A 20,060-nucleotide genomic window follows, 5' to 3' on the forward strand; every position below is an offset into this window, starting at 1 on the left:
CCCCTTCGCTCTTGTGCCTCATCGTCGCAGGCGCGGGACAACCTCGGCGCCCAGCAGGTGCACGCCACGCTCGTCGCTGAGGCCGTGTGGCGTACCGAACTCGACCCTCGCCGCGCCCGCGTCGATCACCGCTCGCGCACGCGCGGCCACCTCCGCGGGGGTGCCGGCGAAGGCGAAGAGGTCCAGGAGCTCGTCCGGTACGAGCGCGCCAGCCGCCTCCGACTCCCCCGCCGTGACCAGAGCCTGCATCCGTACGAGCAGGTCAACGGGCACCTGCACGGTGGAGTCCAGCTCGGCGACCACGGGCAGGTAAGTGGCCACCTCTGTCTTGGCCCTGGCCCGCGCGGCGGCGCCGTCGGTGTCGACGACGGTGACCGCCCCGACCACCAAGGCGCTGGACTTCAGGCGCTTGCGCATCCGAGCGACCACCGCCGGGTTCGTGGTCCCGCCGATCTTCACCTCGTCCGCGAGCCCGTCGGCGAACGCGGCCGTACGCTCCCCCCAGGTGCCGATCAGCAGCGGCGGCCGCGGCCTGCGCACGGCGTATCGCAGTCGTACGTCCGGAGCCAGCTGGAAGATCTCGCCGTGATATCCGTCGGTTTTGCCTTCCATCAACCGATAAATCACCTCGACGGCCTCGCGGAGGTGGCTGATGGGACGCGGCTGCTCAATGCCGACATCTCCCAGCCACGAGCCGCGGGCAAGCCCGAGATAGGCGCGGCCGTTGGACGCGAGGTCAAGCGCGGCCAGCTGGCCGGCGATCTCGTACGGATGCAGGGAATACGGGTTCCAGCAAGCGGCCCCCAGCCGGACCCGATCGGTCACCCGAGCCATTTCCAGCAGGGCCAGAATCGGCGGCTGGAACATCAGATCGCTGAACACGCTGAGCACGTCGATGTCGTACGACTCGGCCGCCTGGGCGAGCTGAGCGTACGTCTGCGGGGATTTGTCGCTCTGGAAAGCCAATCCGATCTTGGTCACGTCAGGTCCTCTGTGGACAGTCGGCATCGGCCAGTCCGCTCTATTCGCATGATCAACCGCTCTTCCGGGTCTGGGCAGGCAACTAGATTGTCCCGCTCCAGCCAGTCACCATCGGGGAGCTGGCGCTGTTTGGCCGGCAACAACGGAAGGACGGACTGTAGGGCGTACACACAGAAATGTTTGCCTTCCGGGATCCGCAGCTCGTTGCTGTTGACCAGCTCGAAAAAGTCGCCGACCGCGAGCCCACAGACCGGCCGTCCCTGGACCTCGTCAACAGTTACTCGCAGGTTGTAAAGCTCGGTCACCGGTTCGGTCATGCCGCCACCTTCTGTTCCACGCCAACGGCGATCGCGTCCCGGTCCGGTGCCGGCGTGAGCAGGCTGACGATGACCGTGACCGCCGCGTTGACAAGCATCGCGATCAAACCTGGTTCCCAGTCCGGCAGCGCGGCGGCCCAGAAGGCTTTCGCGAAAGGAGCCAACAAGGCCACGAAACCCACCACGATTCCGGCCAGCACACCCACCGCCGTCACACGTTTCCACAGGAAGCCGAGGAAAACACCGGGCGCGAGCATGCCGATCGCCGAATACGCGGACAGCAGGATCGTGACGAGCGACAAGTTCTGGGCCAGGGTCAACCACACTGCCACGGCCGCGAACCCCACCATCGAGAGCCGCGAGATCCATAGGGTCGCCTGGTCGGACAGGCCGGGCCGAAGTGGCACAATCACGTTGCGGGCGAACAGAGAACCGGACGTGAGCAGCAGAACCGAGCCGGGCGCGAGGGCCAACAGGAAGCCGGTGCCAGCGACCAACCCGAGCACCCACGGCGGATATTTGTCCGAGACGAACTGCAAAAGGGCCGCGTTCAGGTCACCGCCGGCAGGTTTCGTACGGGCCACCAAGGCGCCGAAGCCGAGCAGGATAATAAAGAAGTAGGCCAGCGAGTAAAGCGGCTGCCAGATCGCGTTCCGCCGGATCGAGGTGCCCGTACGCGCCGCGTAAGCGACCTGGAAGAGATGCGGGAACACCCAGTTTCCCAGCGCCACGTTCAGCCCCGAGGTGATCAGCCAGATCGTGGTCGTCGTCGAGGACGGATCCAGACCGGGGAATTTCCCGATGCCCGGATGTTGCTGTTCGGCGAGCCGGAACACGTCCCAGATCGAGGTGGCGCCGACCCGACTGGCCACCATCACCGAGAGCACGACCACCGCCACGATCATCAGGATGTCCTTGACCGCGGCCGACAAAGCCGCCGCACGCAGCCCGGAGACGAAAACGAAGAGAATCATGAGGATGCCGGCGACCAGCACCGCGCCGGTCGGTGAGAGCGTGCTGCCCAGGGTCAGCCGAACGATCAAACCGAGGCTGACGAGCTGAATCTGCACGTACACCACCAAAGCGGCTATACCCACGAGTCCCACCACCACGCCAAGCCACTTGGCCTGGTAGCGGGCGGCGAAGAAGTCCGACTGGGTGATCAGGCCGTGTTTGCGGCCGGCTGCCCAGATTTTCGGCATCAGCCAGTAGCCGATGGCATAGCTGAGCGACACCGACGTGAAAGCCAGATAGGCCGGCGCGCCGAGCGCCCAGGCGTACCCGGAAATTCCCAGCACGGCGAAGGTCGTGTAAACCTCGCCGGCATTCATGAACCAGAACAGCACCGAACCGAAACGACGGCCGCCGACAGCCCACTCGGTCATGCTGGTTCGCCTTCTGGCCCGCGAAAATCCGATCGCGGCGACGCCGGTACCCAGCACGATCAGCAAGAAGATCGTGATGGTCATCGCGGGTCGTCCAGTGGTACGTCCTCTTCGGCCGCCACACCGGATCGCTGGTCCAGCCAGAAAACGACACCAATAACCACCGACGCGAAGACCACCCCCAGCAGCTGCCAGAGCATCGGGAACGGAATGTTGAACGGCGCGTACCGAACGTTGTTGACGGCTGGCGCGAGCGCGAGCTGCCAGATGAACGGGAGGACGAGCAGCCACCGGTACGGGTGCCGGGTGGCCTTCGCGGTTGCTGCCATGAGATCTCCCCATCGGGGCCGGCCGGTGCGTAGAGTGTGCACTTTCACTGCACACTATTTATCCATGTAACCAATCCGTCAAGGGTTGTGAAGTCTGACTGCAGGGAGCGGCGATGATCGGATCTCAGCTGCGTGAGCTGCGTACGCGCCGCGGCCTCAGCCTGCGGGAGCTGGCCGCGCAAGCCGGCGTCTCGGCGACCCTGCTGAGCCAGGTGGAGCGGGGCGTCACCGAGCCCAGCCTCACCACCCTGCGGCGCTTGGCCGACGTTTTCGGCGAGTCGGTCGCCTCGCTCTTCGAGGACGACCAGGCGCCGGCCGTCTGGGTGAGCCGGCCAGGTGAGCGCTCGAGTTTGATGGGCCCGCGGGGAAAAGTCCGGTACGAGCGGTTGACGCCCGGCAATGGGCAGCTGGAGGTTCTCCGGGGAATCCTGGTGCCAGGCGAGGTAAGCAGTGACGAGTTGTGGAGCCACGCATCGGTTGAATGCGCGGTCGTCCTCTCCGGCGTACTCACTGTCGACATCAGACACGTGGCCTATTCCGTCGAATCAGGCGAATCCATCACCTTCGACGCGCACCAGCCGCACCGGTATCGCAACGCCGACGACAGCGATGTCGAGTTCCTCATCTCGGTCACGCCCCCCAACCCATAGGAACAAAGTCCGACGGATAGCGAAAATCCGGACCCCCCTATCACCCGTACCCAAAGTACGTGGCTCGGCGGCGGCCAAGCGTCACATCAGCAGGGCGGGCCGGATCGTACGGCCGCGGCCACCGCGGCGGCGCCGGCCTCGGCCAGCAGGATCGTGTAATGGTTGGTGCCCGGGAGCGTACGCACCGGCATCCGCTGGGCGATCGGCGTCGGATCTGGATAGAGCGGCACCGGCTGGTCCAGTAATCCTCTTTCGGCGCGTAGGAAAACCGCGTCGTGCCTCAGCCGCGTCCAGGCGTCTTCGGGCGAGCCGCCTTCCAGCAAGTCGAGCGAATCGGCAGCTACCGCGTCGGCATTCACCTTGCTGCGCAAGGAAGGTTCCAGGCCGGTGAGGTCATAGTCCACATAGGACTGGATGGCCGCATTCCAGTCCCGCAGTGCCGGATGGGCCTGCCAATACTCGGTATAGGCCTGCCGACTGGGAAAACGCATCTCCAGCCGCTGCACAGCCGGACCCAACACGGCCGCGATCCGGTCCTGTGCGGTGTCCCCCGGCGGCACCGGGGCCGGCGGGCCGCCGTCGACCAGGACCAGCCGGCGAACCCGGTCCGGATGCCGATCCGCCAGCACCACAGCCACAAAACCGCCCATCGAGTGCCCGGCCACCACCACGTTCGCGGCGCCGAGGCTCGCCAGCACCGCCGCGCAGTCGTCCGCGTGCTGGGCCATCCCGTACGGCCCGGACACCTCGCCACTGCCGCCGCGGCCACGCAGGTCGAGGCCGATGACCGTGCCGGTCCCCATCCCGTTTCCATCGCCGGCAACCCGTTCGGCGACCAGCGACCAGGCCAGGTGAGAGCCAGTAATGCCATGCACCAGCAGAGTGGCCGGCTCACCCACCCCCCAAATTCCCACCGTGAGGAAGCCGCCGTTGACCGGTACCTCAACCCGTCTGTACGGCGCACTCATCGCGACTGTCCACTGTGGTCAGTGGGGCGGCCGTCCCAAGAGCCCTTTAGACTTGGCACATGCACTCCGTCCGCAACAGTCGGTCATCGGCAGTCGTCGTCCTGCTCGCCAGCCTAGTCCTAGCGTTTGGCGCCGGCTGCGGCTCCGCCGGAAACGGCGTCGGCACCAGCTGCACCACCAGCGGTTGCACTGTCACCTTTGATCAGGGCGTCAACGCCGAGGCCAACATCCTTGGTGTGAAGGCGAAACTCGTCGACGTGCGGGGCCAGCAGGTCACCATCGAGGTGGCCGGCCACCGGGTCAACCTGACCGCCGGCGCGCCCCCGATCGAGGTGGGCGGGCTGCGAGTCTCGGTCCAGGAAATCACCGCCAAGAACGTCGTCGTACACATCGCTCAGTCCTAGGCGCCTAGGCAGTGTCTGGTTATTCCGGGGGGATGAGAGTCGAGATCCAGAAGTTGGCTGCTGGTGCCGTGGGGAAGCCTTCATAGCAGCGCTATGGGGGCTTTCCCACGGTGCCTGCAGGCGGCTTCTGGGCTCGGCTATCGCCCGGCGGAATAACCAGACACTGCCTAGTCGCGCGCCTGCCAGGTGCAGACGCATACCTCATTTCCCTCGGCGTCGGCCAGAATCCAGAAAGCTGGGGCTCTGTCGTCGGAGACCAGCACCCCGCCGGCGGCCAGCGCTGCCGCGATCCGGTCATCCGCTTCGTCGTGCGGGACCGAGATGTCGAAGTGGATGCGGTTGCGCTGCTGGCGCGGCTCGGTCATCCGCTGGAACCAGATCGTTGGGCCCTGCCCGAGCGGGTCGAACACCTCCTTGCCATCAGCCTCATACCCCATCACCGCTGCCCAGAACGGCATGATCGCTGGGATGTCCAGGGCGTCGATGGCCACTTCGAGCAACTGCACGGACCGCGGCCCGGCCCCGCCGACCGGCACCGCCGCGGCGATCCGCCGGGCCAGCTCGACCTCGGCTTCGGTGCCGCCCTGGCCCGCAGGTGGCCGCACGACGACCGTCACCCCGGAATCGTCGACGGCCAACTGAACCCGCTCGTCACCGTCGACCGCGGCCACGACCTTCGCCGCTGTTCCCACCGCTTCGGTGAGGGACTCCGCTCGTACGAACGTCTCCAGGCAGTTCAGCACCAACCGCCAGCCGAGCCCGGTCACCGCGTCGGACAGCTGCTTCCTCGTCAACTCGCCATTTTGCGTCATGACCCTCATCTTGCCGTCAGCGTCCGACAGTCGCCCTTTCGTGGCTCGGCGGGTGGTTGGTGTGGCGTTTGTACTGCCGAGCGAAGTAGCTCTGGTCCTGGTAGCCCAGCGCGGCGGAGACCTGGGCGACGGTGAGGTCGGTTTCGGTGAGCAGGTGCCGGGCCCGGTCGAGGCGGGCGCGGGTCAGGTAGCGGATCGGCGGTTCTCCCGTGTACGCGATGAAACGCCGAGTGAACTGGGCTCGGGACAGGGCCGCCCGGGCGGCCAGTTCGGCCACCGTCCACGGCCGGCCTGGATCCAGCCGGATGGCTTCGGCGATTTCCGCCAGCCGGTGGTCCGCCCGTACGACCGGATGCAGATTGTCCTCCCACAACAGGCAGAGCAGGTGCTCAAGACCGAGCTGCGCCTGCCTCCGACCCAGCGCGTCGCCGCGCCGGTAGCTGCTGTCACACCGGCGCGCCACCGCCGCCAGCAGGTCGAGGTCACTGACCGACTGCCACCGCCCAGGCGGCACGATGGCCTCCGCTGGTTCGGTGGTGTGGACGGAAAAATGCATGCCGTAAACGAGTAGCCGACGCTGCGGATCGTGCTCGGCGACCGGCGCGTCACCCGGCGCGAACACCGCACAGACACCTGGTCGCAGCGCACAGCGTCGACCGTCCAGCGTCAGCTCGCCGACCCCGTCGAGCACGCACCACAGCAGAAAATCGGGCAGTGGCCGGGAAAGCCAGGACCATGCCGGCTCACAACGCCAGTAAGTAGGCGGCGACTCCAGCCGTACGGGCAGCGGCAACCGAGCCAGCATCGGCTCTGGATGAGTCAAAAGTCCGACTCCTTGCGTTCATCGTTCCTGGCTCGTACGACCGGGATATCTGAGGATGGGGAGGTTCTGATCGTACGAGCGAAGGACCTCCGATGAGCGTTTCGTCCGCCAGTCTTTTCCGCCGCGACGGATACGTGGTCGCCCGCGGGCTGTTCGACGCCGCCGAGACCGAGCGACTCCGTGAGCACTACATGACTGTGAGACACCAAAGCCCGCGCAAGCACGAAGAGGCCGGCGTCGGGTCAGACACCCGCGACCCCTTGCGCAGATATCCGCGGCTGGGGCAGATGCACCGCTGGGACCAGACCTCGCTGCGCTGGCTGCTGGACGAACGGATTCGGGACTGGCTGGTCGACCTGCTCGGCGCCGAGCCTTACGCTGTGCAGTCGATGCTCTACTTCAAGCCGCCCGGATCCCGTGGCCAGGCGCTGCATCAGGACAACTTCTACTTGAAGGTCGAGCCCGGCACCTGCATGGCGGCCTGGCTGGCTTTGGACCGTACCGACACCGAAAACGGCTGCATGATGGTCGTACCGGGCAGTCATGAGTGGCCGGTGCTGTGCACCGAAAAGGCCGACACCAAGGTGAGCTTCACGGACGTGACCGTGCCGTTGCCGGCACGGCAGGCGCCCGTACCAGTGCCGATGGAGGCCGGGGATGTGTTGTTTTTCAACGGTTCCCTCGCGCATGGCAGCTTTCCGAACACCAGCACGGACCGGTTCCGGCGGGCGCTGATCGGGCACTACATCCAGGCGGAGGCCGAGAAGGTGGCCGTCTACTACCACCCGGTGCTGCGGATGGACGGCAGCACACTGAAACTCGCTGTGAGCGAAGGTGGCGGAGAGTGTGGAGTGTGGGTGGACGAGGACGGCGAACCGACGATCGCCATGACCGGTCAGCAGACGGTCGTACGCAAGCACGAATAGCCGAATGTCATCACCGGGCAAATTCCGGCAATTCACGGCAAAGACCGAAATCTCGCCGGATGATGTCCCACCGTACGGACGAAATCATTACCTGTCGTCATTGCGTAATTACCCTTAATTGTTAACGGTGGGCGGCTTATCACTTGTTTCACCGATCAAGTAGGGTCCCGGGCGTGAACGGCACTCGACGGCTAGCAATAACTGGTGTCGCGGTGGTCGGCGTCCTGATCAACGTCGCCATTTGGTACGGCATCCCCCATATTCTCGGCACGTCCCACGCCGACGCGGCGGCGACCACGCCCGCTTCGGCGACCCAGTCGGCTGGTCCGACGCCCACCAGCACCGGAGCGGCCGGCAGCGACAGCCAGACCGACGCTCAGGACAGCCCGTCCCCCGGCGCGAGTGGTTCGCACCCGGCCGGCGGCAACCCCGGTGGAGGCCAGCAGCAGGGCCATGGGGGGTCAGGGGTCGGCAACCCCGGTGGAGGCAGCGGTACGGGCGGCGGTGGCGGCGGAGGCGTGAAGCCGCCCCCGACCCAACCCAGCGCCCCACACACGTCTGCTCCGCCACCCCCGCCGCAGTCGAAGACCAAGACCGTCACCGGCAACCACGGCAGCGCGACCTTCAAGTACGGCAACGGCCGCGTCGACGTGGTGGGCACCTCCCCGGCGGACGGCTACACGGCCTCGTCGAGCCAGGTCTCGGACACCTCGGTGATCGTCACGTTCGTCTCCGGCAACCAGAAGGAGACCATCAGCGCCTCCCTGGACAGTTCCGGCGAGCTGCAGACCAGCGTCACCGACACCACCACCGGCAGCTAACCCTCGACGTAGAGCTGCTCTACTGGATCAGCCAAGCCGGCGTTCGGCGAGCGCGACCGCCTCTCGCAACGGCGTCGTGCGGTTGACGTGCGAGCTGGCCAGCAGCCGCGCGACCGTCTCGCCGATCCCCTCCACCCTGGTCACGGCACCGGCATGGTCCAGGCCGTCCATTTCGCAGGACAGCGTGTAGATCACGCCGCCCGCGCTGACCACGAAATCCGGCAGCCAGACAATGCCGCGATCGGCGAGCAGGTCCGCCACCGCGTCGTCGGTGAGCTGGTTGTTGGCCGGCCCCACCACCAACGCGCAGTCCAGCCGGGCCACGGTGTCCGGACTGAGCACGCCCCCGACGGCCGCCGGCACCACGATGTCGGCCGGTGTCGAGAGTGCCTTTTCTGGCTCTACCCAGGAAAGATTGAGCTCGGCGGCCATCTGACGCTTCCGGGTGTCCACATCGGACACGATGACCTCCGCGCCGCTGCCAGCGAGCGTACGGGCCAGAATGCCCCCCACCGAGCCCAGCCCGCTGACCACGATCCGCCGGCCGGCCACCTCCGCGCTGCCCAGCACCGCGGCCGCGCCGGCCCGCAGCGCGGCCAGCACCCCGATCGCGGTCGGGCCGCTCGACGACCCGGTGCCGCCCTCGCTCTCGGGCAGGCAGTAGACGTGCGGCGTACGCCGTCTGATCACCACCATGTCCAGTGGCCCGGTGCCCACGTCAGGTCCAGCCAAATATGCTCCGTCGAAGCTGTCGATCAGGTCGCCGAGGTCTTCCAGGATCGCTTCCCGCAGCTCATCGGTGAGCGGTGTCCGCTCGGGCAGCGCGATCACACTTTTGGCTCCACCGTAGGGAAGTCCGGCGGCGGCGCATTTGTACGTCATCGCCTGCGACAACCTCAGCGCGTCGTCGGCGGCCGCGTGCCAGTCGGGATAGCGGCGCAGCCGACAGCCGCCGGTGGCCGGTCCCAACACCCGCGAGTGCACCGCGACGACCAGCGCGATCCCCGACCGGCTGCCCTGTCGTACGACCAGTTCCTCGTGTTCCCAGAATCGCACGTGCATCCTCTCCGCTGCCTCTGAACGACCAACAACACCTGGCCGTCAGGTTAGGGTGATTCCCAAGAGCTGAGCCTCAATGCCGAACATCATTCGGATCCAGGGAGACAGATCGGCCATGGATGAACTTGATTCGGCGATTGTCCGGCATCTACAGGAGGACGCCCGCCAGTCCAACCGGGAGATCGCCGAAAAGGTCGGCATCGCGCCGTCGACATGCCTGGAGCGCACTCGCCTCTTGCGCCAGCGTGGGGTGATTCGCGGTTATCACGCGGATATCGACCTGGGCGCGCTCAACCGGCGCGTGCAGGCGATGGTGAGCGCGCAAGTACGGCCGCTGAACCGTTTCGTCATCGACTCCTTCCATCAGTGGGTGGTCCGCCTGCCCGAAGTCCTGGCAGTCTTCGGCACCGCCGGCAACGACGACTTCCTCATCCACGTGGCCGTCCAGGACATCGACCATCTGCACGGATTCCTGGTCGACAAGCTCAGCGACCGCCGGGAAATCGTCAGTTTCCGCAGCTCGATCATCTACCGGCAGATGACGAACACGACCCTTGAGCGACTGGCGGATTAGGAGTCCTGGGTCAGACATACGGATGACGCCGGCGCCGGCGGGATCGCCCGCAGGTCTGCCCCCGGCCGCTCCCTGCGTTCGATGCCGGACCGGAGGGCCGCTCATAGCGTTGAGGCCATGCACCTCCTCGCGCTCGCCGCGGCAACGACGCCCGGCGGCCCCTTCGACAGCGGTCTCTATAAGGACATCGCCGACGCCGCGGGCAAGACGCCCTGGTTCGTCCACCTGACCGCTTCGGTGGTCACCCAGCTCGGCCTTTTCGTGGTCCTGGGCCTGTTCGCGCTGGCTTGGTGGCACGCTCGCCGCGGTCCCGCCCGAGCAATGGCGCTGACCTTGCTCGGGGTGGTCGCCATTGGTGTCTCATACCTGGTCAGCACCGGCCTGAAGGACATTGTCCAGGAAGTACGCCCATGTCGTACGGTCGCCGGCGTCACCACGATCGACACCTGCCCAGCCGCCACCGACTGGTCTTTTCCCAGCAACCACGCCGTTCTCGCGGCGGCCGCCGCCGTCGCGCTGATCCTGGTGTGGCGACAGCTCGGGTGGATCGCGGTGCCGCTGGCCCTGCTGGTCGGCGTGTCCCGCGTTTTCATCGGCGTGCATTATCCCCACGACGTGGCCGCCGGGATGGCGCTGGGAGCGGCAATTGGCCTTGCGCTCCCACTCGGGCTTGTCCGCTGGACCACCGTGGCCGTCCACCGGCTCCGCGATTTTCCGGTGCTGGCAACGGTTTTGGGCAGCCCTGATTTCGTGGTGGCCGGCACCGTACGCCCCAAGCGGGTCGAGTCCACCACCAACTCCGGCACCTACCAGTCCCAGTTTTCCCGTTGGTAGCAGAGTTAGTACTACGACCTGGAGGGCAGCTGCACTCCGAGTAGGTCGGCGACCAGGACGCCGATTTGGTCGATCTCGATGAGGAACGCGTCATGGCCGTACGGTGAGGAAATCACCCGCAGTTTATCGGCGGTCGGGACGCCTTCGGCGATTTCTGCCTGCTGCGCCAACGGATAGAGCCGATCACTGTCCACCCCGGCGACCAACATCCGAGCCGTGACACGGCCCAGGGCGGCCTCCACGCCGCCGCGACCGCGGCCCACGTCGTGACTGTTCATCGTACGGGTGAGGGTGACGTAGCTGGCCGCGTCGAACCGGCGGACCAGCTTCGCGGCGTGATGGTCCAAATAGGACTCGACCGCGAACCGCCCACCATCGCGCGGATTTTCGCCCTGCTGGTATCTCCGGTCGAAGCGGGCCTGCAATTCCGGCTCGCTGCGGTACGTGATGTGGGCGATCCGGCGGGCCACCCCGAGGCCGCGATGTGGTCCTTCGCCGTCAGGCAGCTGGTGGTAGTCGCCGCCGTGCCAACCCGGGTCCTCCTCGATCGCGCACAACTGCGGCCAGCTCCAGGCGATCTGCTCCGCGGACGTACGCGCCGGGGCGGCCAGCACGAGCGCGGCCGCCACCCGGTCGGGCAGCGTCACGGCCCATTCCAAGGCCCGCATGCCACCCATCGAACCGCCGAGCACGGCCGCCCAGTTGTCAATGCCGAGCGCGTCGGCGAGCGCGGCCTCGGCGGCGACCTGGTCGCGTACGGTCAGCGCCGGGAACCTGCTCCCCCATGCCTTCCCGTCCGGGCCCATCGAGGCCGGACCCGTGCTGCCCTGGCACCCGCCGAGCACATTGGGCGCGATCACGAAGAAACGTTCCGGGTCGAGCGCCCGGCCGGGGCCGATCAGCCCGTCCCACCAGCCCACGGTCGGGTGCCCCGGACCCGCCTCACCGGCGACGTGGCTGTCGCCGGTGAGGGCGTGCAGGACGAGCACCGCGTTCGTGCGATCCGGCGCGAGAGTGCCCCAGGTTTCGTACGCCAGCCGGAAATCCGGCAGCACGTCACCGGATTCCAGCAGCAAGGACCGGCCGGCGGCATACCACTGCCGCCGGCCCGGCTCGTCGCCCACCCGCCAAGCTCCGCAGGCGGGTGGGCGAGCGGAACCGTCGGTCATCCAGCGGCCTTGGCCGCCCGGAAACCGGCCTCCAGGTCGGCTTTGAGGTCGTCCAGGCCCTCAATGCCCACCGAAAGCCGCACCAGCCCAGGAGTGACCCCGGTGACGGCCTGCTCCTGCTCGGTCAGCTGACTGTGGGTCGTGCTGGCCGGGTGCACGATCAAGCTGCGTACGTCCCCGATATTGACCAGCAGGCTGAAAAGTTCGGTCGCGTCGACGAAGGCCCTGCCGGCCGCCACCCCGCCACGCAGGTCAAAGGAAACCACCGCTCCGGCACCGCGCGGCAGGTATTTGCGCGCCGCGTCGTACCACGGACTCGACGGCAGACCCGCGTAGTAGACCTTCTCGACCTCGTCCCGCTGTTCCAGCCATTCAGCCAAAGCCTGCGCGTTGGACACATGTCGCTCGATCCGCAGCGAGAGAGTTTCCAGTCCCTGCAGGATAAGGAAGCTGTTCAGTGGCGCGATCGCACCACCGGTGTCCCGCAGGATCTGCACCCGCAGCTTGGCCGCGAACGCACCCGGGCCGAGCACCTCCCAGTATTTGAGGCCGTGGTAGCTCGGGTCCGGCTCGTTGAAGTCGGGGAATTTGGCCGGGTCCTTGCCAAAATCGAAGGTACCACCGTCCACGACCACGCCGGCGACCGTGGTGCCGTGGCCACCGAGATATTTGGTGGCGGAGTGGATCACGATGTCCGCGCCGTGCTCGATCGGGCGCAGCAAGTACGGCGTGGGCACGGTGTTGTCGACCACCAGCGGCACACCCACCTCGTGCGCGAGATCGGCGACGGCTCGTACGTCCAACACGTTGGCACGCGGGTTTCCCAGCGACTCGGCGAAGAACAGCTTGGTGTTCGGGCGTACCGCAGCCCGCCACTGGTCCACGTTGTCCGGGTCATCGACGAAACTGACCTCGATGCCGAGTTTGGGCAGCGTGTAGTGGAAAAGGTTGTAAGTGCCGCCGTAAAGCGAGGCGCTGGAAACGAAATGATCACCACTGCGTACGAGGGTCAGGATCGCCGCGGTCTCGGCCGCCTGGCCGGAGGCGAAGGCGACCGCCGCCACTCCCCCTTCCAGAGCCGCGATCCGCTGCTCCAGCACGTCCTGGGTGGGGTTGTTGATCCGGGTGTAGATGTTGCCGGCCTCGGCCAGGCTGAACAGGTTCGCCGCGTGCTGGGTGTCCCGGAAAACGTACGACGTGGTCTGGTAAATCGGAGTGGCCCGGGCGCCGGTCGCCGGGTCGGGCGACGCACCGGCGTGAATTTGCTTGGTTTCGAAAGACCAACCGGTCTCTGGAGCGGTCATTGCGGGTCCTCCACGTGATTTGTCTTCGGCTTTTGGGGTAGGCGACAGCACTGACCGCGACCATGCGGACAGCACTGGATTCCCGGAACTACCCGGGATCTGGAAGGAAAGTTTCGGCGCTGGGCCAGAGATGTGGGAAATCAGCCGAACAGGCAACACGCAGTGCTGGAAAGCCGCATGAAGTCGACGTATCGACGCGCAACCAGCAGTGACATGCGACCGACGGTAGCCGATTCGGCGCGGTTGCGCCAGATCCTCAGTCGGTGATTGTGGGCCAGCTCAAATCTGGCAGGTTGACCACAATGGCGTCCTGGGTCGTACGAGCGATGACCACGACGGCCTCGTCGTCCGGGTCCGGGTTTTCCTCGCGATGCGGGACCCACGGCGGCACGAAGACATAATCGCCGGGTTTGGTCACCAACCGAACCTCTTTGGCCGGGTCGTCCGGGTCGGCGAAGACGAACTCCGGATGCCCGCTCAGCACATAGATCGCGGTCTCGGAATGCCCGTGATGATGGTTGGCCGAACTGGTCGCGGCCGCGACGTGGGTCTGTCCCATCCAGAGATTTTCGGCGCCTACCGACTTTCCGCTGATCGCCTCGACCCGGCGCATGCCGCCGGTCTGCCCGGTGTCACCGGAGAACCGCGCCGGGCCGATGTGGTGCAACCTGCGATGAAACGCGTCGCCATCCATCCACCGAGTCCATCATGAAACGGGTCCGGAATTCAAAGGCCTCAGAACGGAATCCACTCGGTGGCAGTCGTACGGGCGGACAGCTCAGCGGAGTCGACAGTGACGCCGAGGCCAGCGCCGGTGGGGACGCGGACATGACCGTCCTCCAGGACGAAAGGCTCGGTGATGTCGGTCGCGTAGTAGCGATCGGACGCCGAAGTGTCGCCGGGCAGGACGAAACCCGGCAGGGCGGCGAGCGCGATGTTGGCGGCTCGGCCGAGCCCGGTTTCCAACATGCCGCCGCACCACACCGCGATCCCGTTGGCGGCGCACACGTCGTGGACGCGGCGGGCTTCGAGATAGCCGCCGACCCGGCCGGGCTTGATGTTGACGATCGAGCAGGCGCCAAGGGCGATCGCATCAGCGGCAGCGCGGGCCGACGTGATCGACTCGTCCAGACAGACCGGGGTCTGTAGGACCCTCGCGAGCTGGGCATGGCCGCGCATGTCGTCCTCGGACAGCGGCTGCTCGATCAGCAGCAGGTCGTACGGGTCGAGACGGGCCAGGTGCCGGGCGTCGGCGAGGGTGTACGCGGTGTTCGCGTCGACCTGGAGCAGCACGTCCGGACCGAACTGTTCGCGTACGGCCGCGACTGGCTCCAGGTCCCAGCCCGGCTCGATCTTCAGCTTGATCCGCGAATAGCCGGCCGCCAAATACGACTCGACCGCCGTCAACAGCGCCGGGATGGTGTCCATAATCCCAACGGACACGCCCGCCGGCACGGTCTCCTTCACTGCGCCCAGAAAGCCGCCAAAGGACATGCCGGCGATCCGCAGCTGGGCGTCCAGCACCGCCATCTCAACCGCGGCCTTGGCCATCGGATGACCCTTGATCGGCTCGAAGAGCTCCCCGACGGCGTACCCGTCGACGCTCGGCGCGGCCGCCAGGATCGGGACCAGGAAGCGCCGGATCACCTCGGCGGCACCGTCCACGTGCTCGTACGAGTAGAGCGGCTCGGACATCGCGACGCACTCGCCCCAGCCCTCAGCCGCCCCCGCGTCGACCCTGACCAGCAGCACGTCCCGTTCTGTCTCGGTGCCGAAGGACGTACGGAAAGGCGCCACCAGCGGCATCGCTACCCGGCGCAGCTCGATCCCGGCGATCTTCACGACTTCTCCTCTAAGCCAGACATCACGTACCACCCCTCGCGGGACACCCCGACGACCCGACGTCCCTCGGCGAAACAGCTCATAAGAGCTTCCCGCACGGCATAGCGCCACCGGATGGCCAGCGCTGGGTCATTGCCCCGCAACCGCTCGACATCGACCGGAATGGCGACCAACACCCGTCCCGTCCCGACCGGCCGCGCCCGACCAGGCGCCTCGCCATCATGGCCGAGCAGGATCTCGGCGCCAGCGAGATCCGGCGCGGTGACCGCGCCAGCGGCCGCCGCGACCGCCGGCGGACTCGCGAGATCCCAGTCGATATACATCCGGTCGCTTGGCTGGCCGGCGTTGATGCCGTCATCCATCGGACCGTAGAAATCCGGGAGGTACGTGGTCGGCTCGGCGCCGAGCTTGTGGAAGTTGAAGTATGCGTTGCGACGGACCAGCGGGTCGAACGTCCAGCACACGCGGGGCAGGCCACGCTCCAGCGCCCACGCGCGTTGGTGCTGCTTGAGCAGATAGCCGACTCCGCCGGCGCGGTGCCTGGTGATCACCCCGGTGATGTGCGAATGCAGGTGCCGATCCAGGCCCAGGCCGTGTCCGCCCAAGAAGGCGACGGCGGCGCCGATCATCTCCTCACCCGCGTACGCACCGACGACGTAGTTTCCGGCGTACGAGAGCGCACGCAGCATCGGTGGGTCGACCGGCAGTTGCGGGTCCTGCCAGATCCGCTGGAAAAGGGCGGCGAGTGCGCGGTAAGACGCCGGATCGGTCAATTCCACCACCTGCGGAATCATCCGAAATGCCCTGTCAGAGGGGGGCGCCGAGCGGACCGAAAAACCTTTGGGCAACAATTTCGCATCATTAGCAACCAACCTGGGTCCGTCGAGCGTCTATACATTGTTCATGATCGTCGGCCCAACTCAACGGGGAGGCACGGGGGTGCTCGGCAGGCGCGGGGTTCTGGCGGTTTTTGTGGGGGTTTGCGCCCTAGTGGCCGGTTGTACGGCGGCCACACCGCCACTGCAACAGAGGGCTTCGGCTGGACGGGCGGTGCCAGCGACCGCTGAGCAGCGGCCACATCCGCGCTCGAAGGACTGCAACGACCGGGATCCGATCGGCAAGCCGGTCGGCACGACCGCGCTGCCCGACCTCCCGCATTTCGACAAGCCTCCGCGGCCCGAGCGGGTGCCGATCCGGCCGGACCCGGCCTGGCTCGGTGCCGGCCCGCCGCCGCAGGACAACAGCGGTGCGGTGGTCGTACGGGACATCCCGACCAAGCAGAAGGTCGTCTTCATCACGATCGACGATGGCGACAACCGAGACCCGCGCACCGAAGCGCTGCTGCGCAAGGCGAACGTGCCGGTGACGGTGTTCCTGATCGGCGCGGTCGCCAGCTGCGAGCCGGACTACTTCCGCCGGCTACAAGGCCTCGGCATACACCTGGAAGACCACACCGAACAGCACCCGAACATCGCCAAGGTGTTCGCCGGCCGACAGCGGCAGCAGATCTGCGGCATCCCGTCGAAGTATCAGCGGATGTTCGGGCATCGGCCGGGGCTGTTCCGGCCGCCGTTCGGCTACGACGCGTTCAACTCCACGACATTGCGGGTGCTGCCCACCTGCGGCCTGCACTACCTCGTGCTGTGGCAGGTCAACGTGCATGGCAACAACATCGTGCACCTGCGCCGCGGCGTCCGCCAGATCGAGCCAGGGGACATCATCCTGTTGCACTTTCAGGACAACTTCGTGGTCGGCTTCGCGAAAGTCCTGGAGGCGGTCAAGCAGGCCGGGCTGACTCCGGCGGTCCTGCAGGACTACCTGCCGGCCGACGGCTCGGTGATCGCGCCATCGGCCAAGGAGAAGCCGGGCATCAGCCGGCTGACCGAGCCGGTGGTCAACGACACCAGCTCATCCGACTCGGACTGATTGTCCGACGACTTCTCATAAATAGCGGGGCGGGCCGAAGGCGCGAAGGACCTGCGCCTCGGCGTCGTCCAGGTAACGCCGGAGCAGGCTCTCAGCTCGGATCAGATCGCCGTGCCCGAGCGCTTCCAAGATCGCTGGATGCCTGGCCAGATAGGGCTCGTGATACATCCGTGGGTCTTCCATGGCCGCGTACGCCAGCCGGAACTCGGCCATCAGCTGGCGCATGATCTCGTCCACCCGCTCGCTGTGGGTCAACCCCACCAGGGCCTGGTGGAAGCGAATGCTGGCCGCCGCGACATCCCGCCAGCGCTGCTCGCGGGCGGCGATCCGGCCGGTCTCGATCGCCGCTCGCATGTCGCGCAGCACCACGACTGGCACCTCCTGCGCCTCCCGGATCGCGGCGCATTCGATCAACCGGCGGGTCCGGTAGATGTCGACGACATCGGAAGCGGTCAGCTCTCGTACGAAAACGCCGCGGTTCAGTTCGTGCACCACCAGACGTTCGCGTTGCAACTGCGCAAAAGCCTCGCGCAGCGTGCTCCTGGACACCCGTAACGCCGTGCACATGTGTTCTTCGACAAGCTGGCTGCCGGGCCGGATGACGCCTTCCACGATCTGCTCGCGGATCGCGGCGGCGACCCGGCTCGCGGTGCTCTCGCGGTCGTAGGCCGCCCGCATCTCGGCGATCTGCCGGATCGACAGCGAGCTGTTGTTCCCGATCATGGCCCCATCCCAGTAGGTGGAACTCCTCCGATGATCGACACTCCTATTGTCTAATCGTCGGACGATCTATACCGTGCTCAGAGCCTAATCCATCGCAGCCGGAGGTCGCCGACCCATGTCCGCTGACGCTGCCCCGGCCGGCATCCGGACCGGGGTCGACATCGGCGGCACCTTCACCGATCTCGCCGCGGTCGATTCGACGGGCATCATTGCCGTACGGAAAGTCCTCACCACCACGGGAGAGCCAGCCCGGGGCATGGAGCAGGCGCTGCTCCAGAGTATCGGCAATCTGGGTGTCGAGGGGACGCGCATTACCCAGTTCGTGCATGGAACGACCCTCATTACCAACGCATTGATCGAGCGAACCGGTTCAGTCACCGCGTTGCTGACCACCGCCGGTTTTCGCGACGTGCTGGAGATGGCCCGCGAACATCGGTACGAACTCTACGATCTCATGCTCGAGCCACCCCGCCCGCTGGTGCCACGATATTTGCGTTTTGACGTGCCCGAACGGGTTTTGGCGGACGGTACGGTGGATCTGCCGCTGGACCGAATGCACGTGCAAATGCTCGCGCATGAGCTCGTCGAGCACGGTGTCGAAGCGGTCGCCATCTGTTTCCTGCACAGTTTTGCCAATCCTGACCACGAACAGGAAGCCGCGGCGATCCTCAAGGAAGCGGCGCCGGGCCTTCAGGTTTGCATTTCCAGTGACGTCGCACCGGAGATCCGGGAGTACGAGCGAGCGTCCACCACGGTCGCCAACGTCTACGTACGTGAACTGGCCGCACGCTATCTCGCTGATCTTCGCGACCGGACGGCGGCGGCCGGCGTCGGTCCGGCACCGCAGATCATGCTTTCCCACGGCGGATTGGCCACAGTGGACACCGCGGCCCGGTATCCGGTCCGGATGCTGGAGTCCGGACCGGCCGGCGGCGCCCTCGCGGCGGCCGCATTCGGCGCCGCGGCCGGTTGGCAGGACCTGCTCGCGTTCGACATGGGCGGCACCACTGCGAAACTCTGCGTTGTCCAGGAGGGCGTGCCGCTGGTCACCCACGCCTTTGAGGTCGACCGCCGCTACCGACTCCGAGCCGGCTCGGGGTTGCCGGTAAAAGTGCCGGTCATCGACATGATCGAGATCGGCGTGGGCGGCGGGTCATTGGCTCGTACGAACGCGCTCGGTTTACTAGCGGTGGGGCCGGAATCGGCCGGTTCGGCGCCTGGCCCCGCCTGCTACGGACACGGCGGCGAGCGACCCACGGTCACCGATGCCGATCTGTTGCTGGGATATCTCGACCCCAACTATTTTCTCGGCGGCGACATGCCGCTGCATCCGCGGGCCGCCGCGACCGCCGTACGGCGGCATGTCGGCGAACCGCTCGGACTGTCCATTGTGGACGCGGCTTGGGGCATCCACACGCTGGTGAATGAGGACATGGCCAACGCGGCTCGCGTCCACACTTGCGAGCGCGGCCAGGATCCGGCCCAGCTGCCACTGGTCGCCTTCGGCGGCGCCGGGCCGGTGCACGCGGCCGGGGTAGCCGCCGCGCTGCGATCCGGCCGGGTGATCGTGCCGCCGGCCGCCGGGGTGATGAGCGCGGTCGGATTCCTGACCGCACCGATGGCTTTCGACTTCGCCCGCTCGGCCGGCGGCCGGCTGACCGATTTCCGCCAAGCGGACGTGGAAGAGATCTTCACGTCGATGCGCTGTGAAGGTGAGCGACTGCTCGTCGACGCCAGCGTCGACCCGATGGCGATGAGCCATCAGCGGCTCGCGGACCTGCGCTACGCCGGTCAGGGAAGCGAGCTGCGAGTGCCGGTCCCGGCCGCCGGCCGATGGCCGGACGACCTTGTTTCGGCCTTCCAGCGCGAATACCAGCGGCGCTACGGCCGGGTCGGACCGGACGTACCAGTCGAGGTACTAACCTGGCGGGTGGTGGTCAGCGGACCACGGCCGCACCAACCGCTCACCCTGCGCGTCACGGCTTCTCCCAGCGCTGCCCAAAAGGGCAGCCGAGCTGCGTACTTTCCCGCTGCCGGAGGCTTTGTCGACACCCCAGTCTTTGATCGCTATCAGCTCGAAGCGGACTTCGCGGTGGACGGGCCGGCGCTGATCGAGGAACGCGAGTCGACCGTGGTGGTGCCGCCCGGCGCGCAGTGCACGGCGAGCGCGGACGGCTGCCTCCACCTGGAATGGCCGGCGCGATGAGCGTACC

Annotated in this window: 22 protein-coding genes; 8 read left to right on the forward strand and 14 right to left on the reverse strand. The window is 66.8% G+C overall.

Annotation, left to right across the window (positions count from 1 at the left end):
- Positions 1-18: 18 nt before the first annotated feature.
- Genes ABD301_RS26555 through ABD301_RS26570 form a run of 4 tightly spaced genes read right to left on the reverse strand, consistent with a single transcriptional unit; the run spans position 19 to position 3,012 of the window.
- Positions 19-981: an LLM class flavin-dependent oxidoreductase gene (locus ABD301_RS26555; RefSeq protein WP_344313159.1), complete on the reverse strand. Its 963-nt coding sequence runs from the start codon at positions 979-981 to the stop codon at positions 19-21.
- On the reverse strand, positions 978-1,298 hold the full coding sequence (locus tag ABD301_RS26560; protein WP_163569276.1) for a TIGR04076 family protein: 321 nt from the start codon (positions 1,296-1,298) through the stop codon (positions 978-980). Before ABD301_RS26560 ends, ABD301_RS26555 begins: the two co-directional genes overlap by 4 nt.
- Complete coding sequence (locus tag ABD301_RS26565; RefSeq protein ID WP_344313160.1) at positions 1,295-2,767, reverse strand: sodium:solute symporter family protein; 1,473 nt, start codon at positions 2,765-2,767, stop codon at positions 1,295-1,297. Before ABD301_RS26565 ends, ABD301_RS26560 begins: the two co-directional genes overlap by 4 nt.
- On the reverse strand, positions 2,764-3,012 hold the full coding sequence (locus ABD301_RS26570) for a DUF3311 domain-containing protein (protein WP_163569277.1): 249 nt from the start codon (positions 3,010-3,012) through the stop codon (positions 2,764-2,766). Before ABD301_RS26570 ends, ABD301_RS26565 begins: the two co-directional genes overlap by 4 nt.
- Positions 3,013-3,125: 113 nt before the next feature.
- Between ABD301_RS26570 and ABD301_RS26575 the strand changes: the two genes are divergently transcribed.
- Positions 3,126-3,662 (forward strand): helix-turn-helix domain-containing protein, encoded by a 537-nt coding sequence (locus ABD301_RS26575; RefSeq protein WP_344313161.1) that lies wholly within the window; start codon positions 3,126-3,128, stop codon positions 3,660-3,662.
- Positions 3,663-3,748: 86 nt separating this feature from the next.
- On the opposite strand, the gene ABD301_RS26580 is transcribed toward ABD301_RS26575, so the two are convergent.
- On the reverse strand, positions 3,749-4,630 hold the full coding sequence (locus ABD301_RS26580; protein WP_344313162.1) for an alpha/beta fold hydrolase: 882 nt from the start codon (positions 4,628-4,630) through the stop codon (positions 3,749-3,751).
- A gap of 59 nt (positions 4,631-4,689) precedes the next feature.
- Here ABD301_RS26580 and ABD301_RS26585 point away from each other — a divergent pair, with 59 nt between their 5' ends.
- Entirely contained in the window at positions 4,690-5,034 is a 345-nt protein-coding gene (locus ABD301_RS26585; protein ID WP_163569278.1) for a hypothetical protein, read from the forward strand.
- A 167-nt stretch (positions 5,035-5,201) separates the two neighbouring features.
- Here the strand turns inward: ABD301_RS26585 and ABD301_RS26590 are convergent, their stop codons facing one another.
- Positions 5,202-5,846 (reverse strand): VOC family protein, encoded by a 645-nt coding sequence (locus ABD301_RS26590; RefSeq protein ID WP_163569341.1) that lies wholly within the window; start codon positions 5,844-5,846, stop codon positions 5,202-5,204.
- 16 nt (positions 5,847-5,862) lie between these two features.
- The gene (locus ABD301_RS26595; RefSeq protein ID WP_344313163.1) at positions 5,863-6,669 is read right to left on the reverse strand and encodes an AraC family transcriptional regulator; all 807 of its coding nucleotides are present in this window, start codon (positions 6,667-6,669) and stop codon (positions 5,863-5,865) included.
- Positions 6,670-6,761: 92 nt separating this feature from the next.
- Here ABD301_RS26595 and ABD301_RS26600 point away from each other — a divergent pair, with 92 nt between their 5' ends.
- Together ABD301_RS26600 and ABD301_RS26605 are read left to right on the forward strand one after the other, a co-directional pair.
- Entirely contained in the window at positions 6,762-7,595 is an 834-nt protein-coding gene (locus tag ABD301_RS26600; protein WP_344313164.1) for a phytanoyl-CoA dioxygenase family protein, read from the forward strand.
- A gap of 173 nt (positions 7,596-7,768) precedes the next feature.
- On the forward strand, positions 7,769-8,416 hold the full coding sequence (locus ABD301_RS26605) for a hypothetical protein (protein WP_344313165.1): 648 nt from the start codon (positions 7,769-7,771) through the stop codon (positions 8,414-8,416).
- 27 nt (positions 8,417-8,443) lie between these two features.
- Here ABD301_RS26605 and ABD301_RS26610 read toward each other — a convergent pair whose 3' ends face one another.
- Positions 8,444-9,472 (reverse strand): Glu/Leu/Phe/Val dehydrogenase dimerization domain-containing protein, encoded by a 1,029-nt coding sequence (locus ABD301_RS26610; protein ID WP_344313166.1) that lies wholly within the window; start codon positions 9,470-9,472, stop codon positions 8,444-8,446.
- A 118-nt stretch (positions 9,473-9,590) separates the two neighbouring features.
- On the opposite strand from ABD301_RS26610, the gene ABD301_RS26615 reads away from it, so the two are divergent.
- Together ABD301_RS26615 and ABD301_RS26620 are read left to right on the forward strand one after the other, a co-directional pair.
- Complete coding sequence (locus tag ABD301_RS26615) at positions 9,591-10,049, forward strand: Lrp/AsnC family transcriptional regulator (protein WP_344313167.1); 459 nt, start codon at positions 9,591-9,593, stop codon at positions 10,047-10,049.
- Positions 10,050-10,166: 117 nt separating this feature from the next.
- Positions 10,167-10,883: a phosphatase PAP2 family protein gene (locus tag ABD301_RS26620; protein ID WP_344313168.1), complete on the forward strand. Its 717-nt coding sequence runs from the start codon at positions 10,167-10,169 to the stop codon at positions 10,881-10,883.
- An 11-nt stretch (positions 10,884-10,894) separates the two neighbouring features.
- Here the strand turns inward: ABD301_RS26620 and metX are convergent, their stop codons facing one another.
- The 5 genes from metX to ABD301_RS26645 all read right to left on the reverse strand — a co-directional run bounded on the left by metX (position 10,895) and on the right by ABD301_RS26645 (position 15,980).
- A complete protein-coding gene (gene metX, locus ABD301_RS26625) occupies positions 10,895-12,052 on the reverse strand; it encodes a homoserine O-acetyltransferase MetX (protein ID WP_344313169.1) in 1,158 nt (385 codons plus the stop codon).
- Positions 12,049-13,356 carry a bifunctional o-acetylhomoserine/o-acetylserine sulfhydrylase gene (locus tag ABD301_RS26630; protein WP_344313170.1) on the reverse strand — a complete coding sequence of 436 codons (1,308 nt, stop codon included), beginning with the start codon at positions 13,354-13,356 and terminating at the stop codon, positions 12,049-12,051. The genes metX and ABD301_RS26630 overlap by 4 nt, the downstream gene beginning before the upstream one ends.
- Before the next feature lie 256 nt (positions 13,357-13,612).
- Positions 13,613-14,050: a cupin domain-containing protein gene (locus ABD301_RS26635; protein ID WP_344313171.1), complete on the reverse strand. Its 438-nt coding sequence runs from the start codon at positions 14,048-14,050 to the stop codon at positions 13,613-13,615.
- 41 nt (positions 14,051-14,091) lie between these two features.
- Positions 14,092-15,198 (reverse strand): o-succinylbenzoate synthase, encoded by a 1,107-nt coding sequence (menC, locus tag ABD301_RS26640; protein ID WP_163569281.1) that lies wholly within the window; start codon positions 15,196-15,198, stop codon positions 14,092-14,094.
- Complete coding sequence (locus ABD301_RS26645; protein WP_344313172.1) at positions 15,195-15,980, reverse strand: GNAT family N-acetyltransferase; 786 nt, start codon at positions 15,978-15,980, stop codon at positions 15,195-15,197. The genes menC and ABD301_RS26645 overlap by 4 nt, the downstream gene beginning before the upstream one ends.
- A gap of 268 nt (positions 15,981-16,248) precedes the next feature.
- Between ABD301_RS26645 and ABD301_RS26650 the strand changes: the two genes are divergently transcribed.
- Positions 16,249-17,124 carry a polysaccharide deacetylase family protein gene (locus ABD301_RS26650; RefSeq protein WP_163569284.1) on the forward strand — a complete coding sequence of 292 codons (876 nt, stop codon included), beginning with the start codon at positions 16,249-16,251 and terminating at the stop codon, positions 17,122-17,124.
- Positions 17,125-17,139: 15 nt separating this feature from the next.
- Here the strand turns inward: ABD301_RS26650 and ABD301_RS26655 are convergent, their stop codons facing one another.
- Entirely contained in the window at positions 17,140-17,847 is a 708-nt protein-coding gene (locus ABD301_RS26655) for a GntR family transcriptional regulator (protein ID WP_344313173.1), read from the reverse strand.
- 115 nt (positions 17,848-17,962) lie between these two features.
- Between ABD301_RS26655 and ABD301_RS26660 the strand changes: the two genes are divergently transcribed.
- A complete protein-coding gene (locus tag ABD301_RS26660) occupies positions 17,963-20,053 on the forward strand; it encodes a hydantoinase/oxoprolinase family protein (RefSeq protein WP_344313174.1) in 2,091 nt (696 codons plus the stop codon).
- The last annotated feature ends 7 nt before the right edge of the window (positions 20,054-20,060 follow it).

This window comes from Fodinicola feengrottensis (assembly GCF_039530045.1).
Classification (GTDB): Bacteria; Actinomycetota; Actinomycetes; order Mycobacteriales; family HKI-0501; genus Fodinicola; species Fodinicola feengrottensis.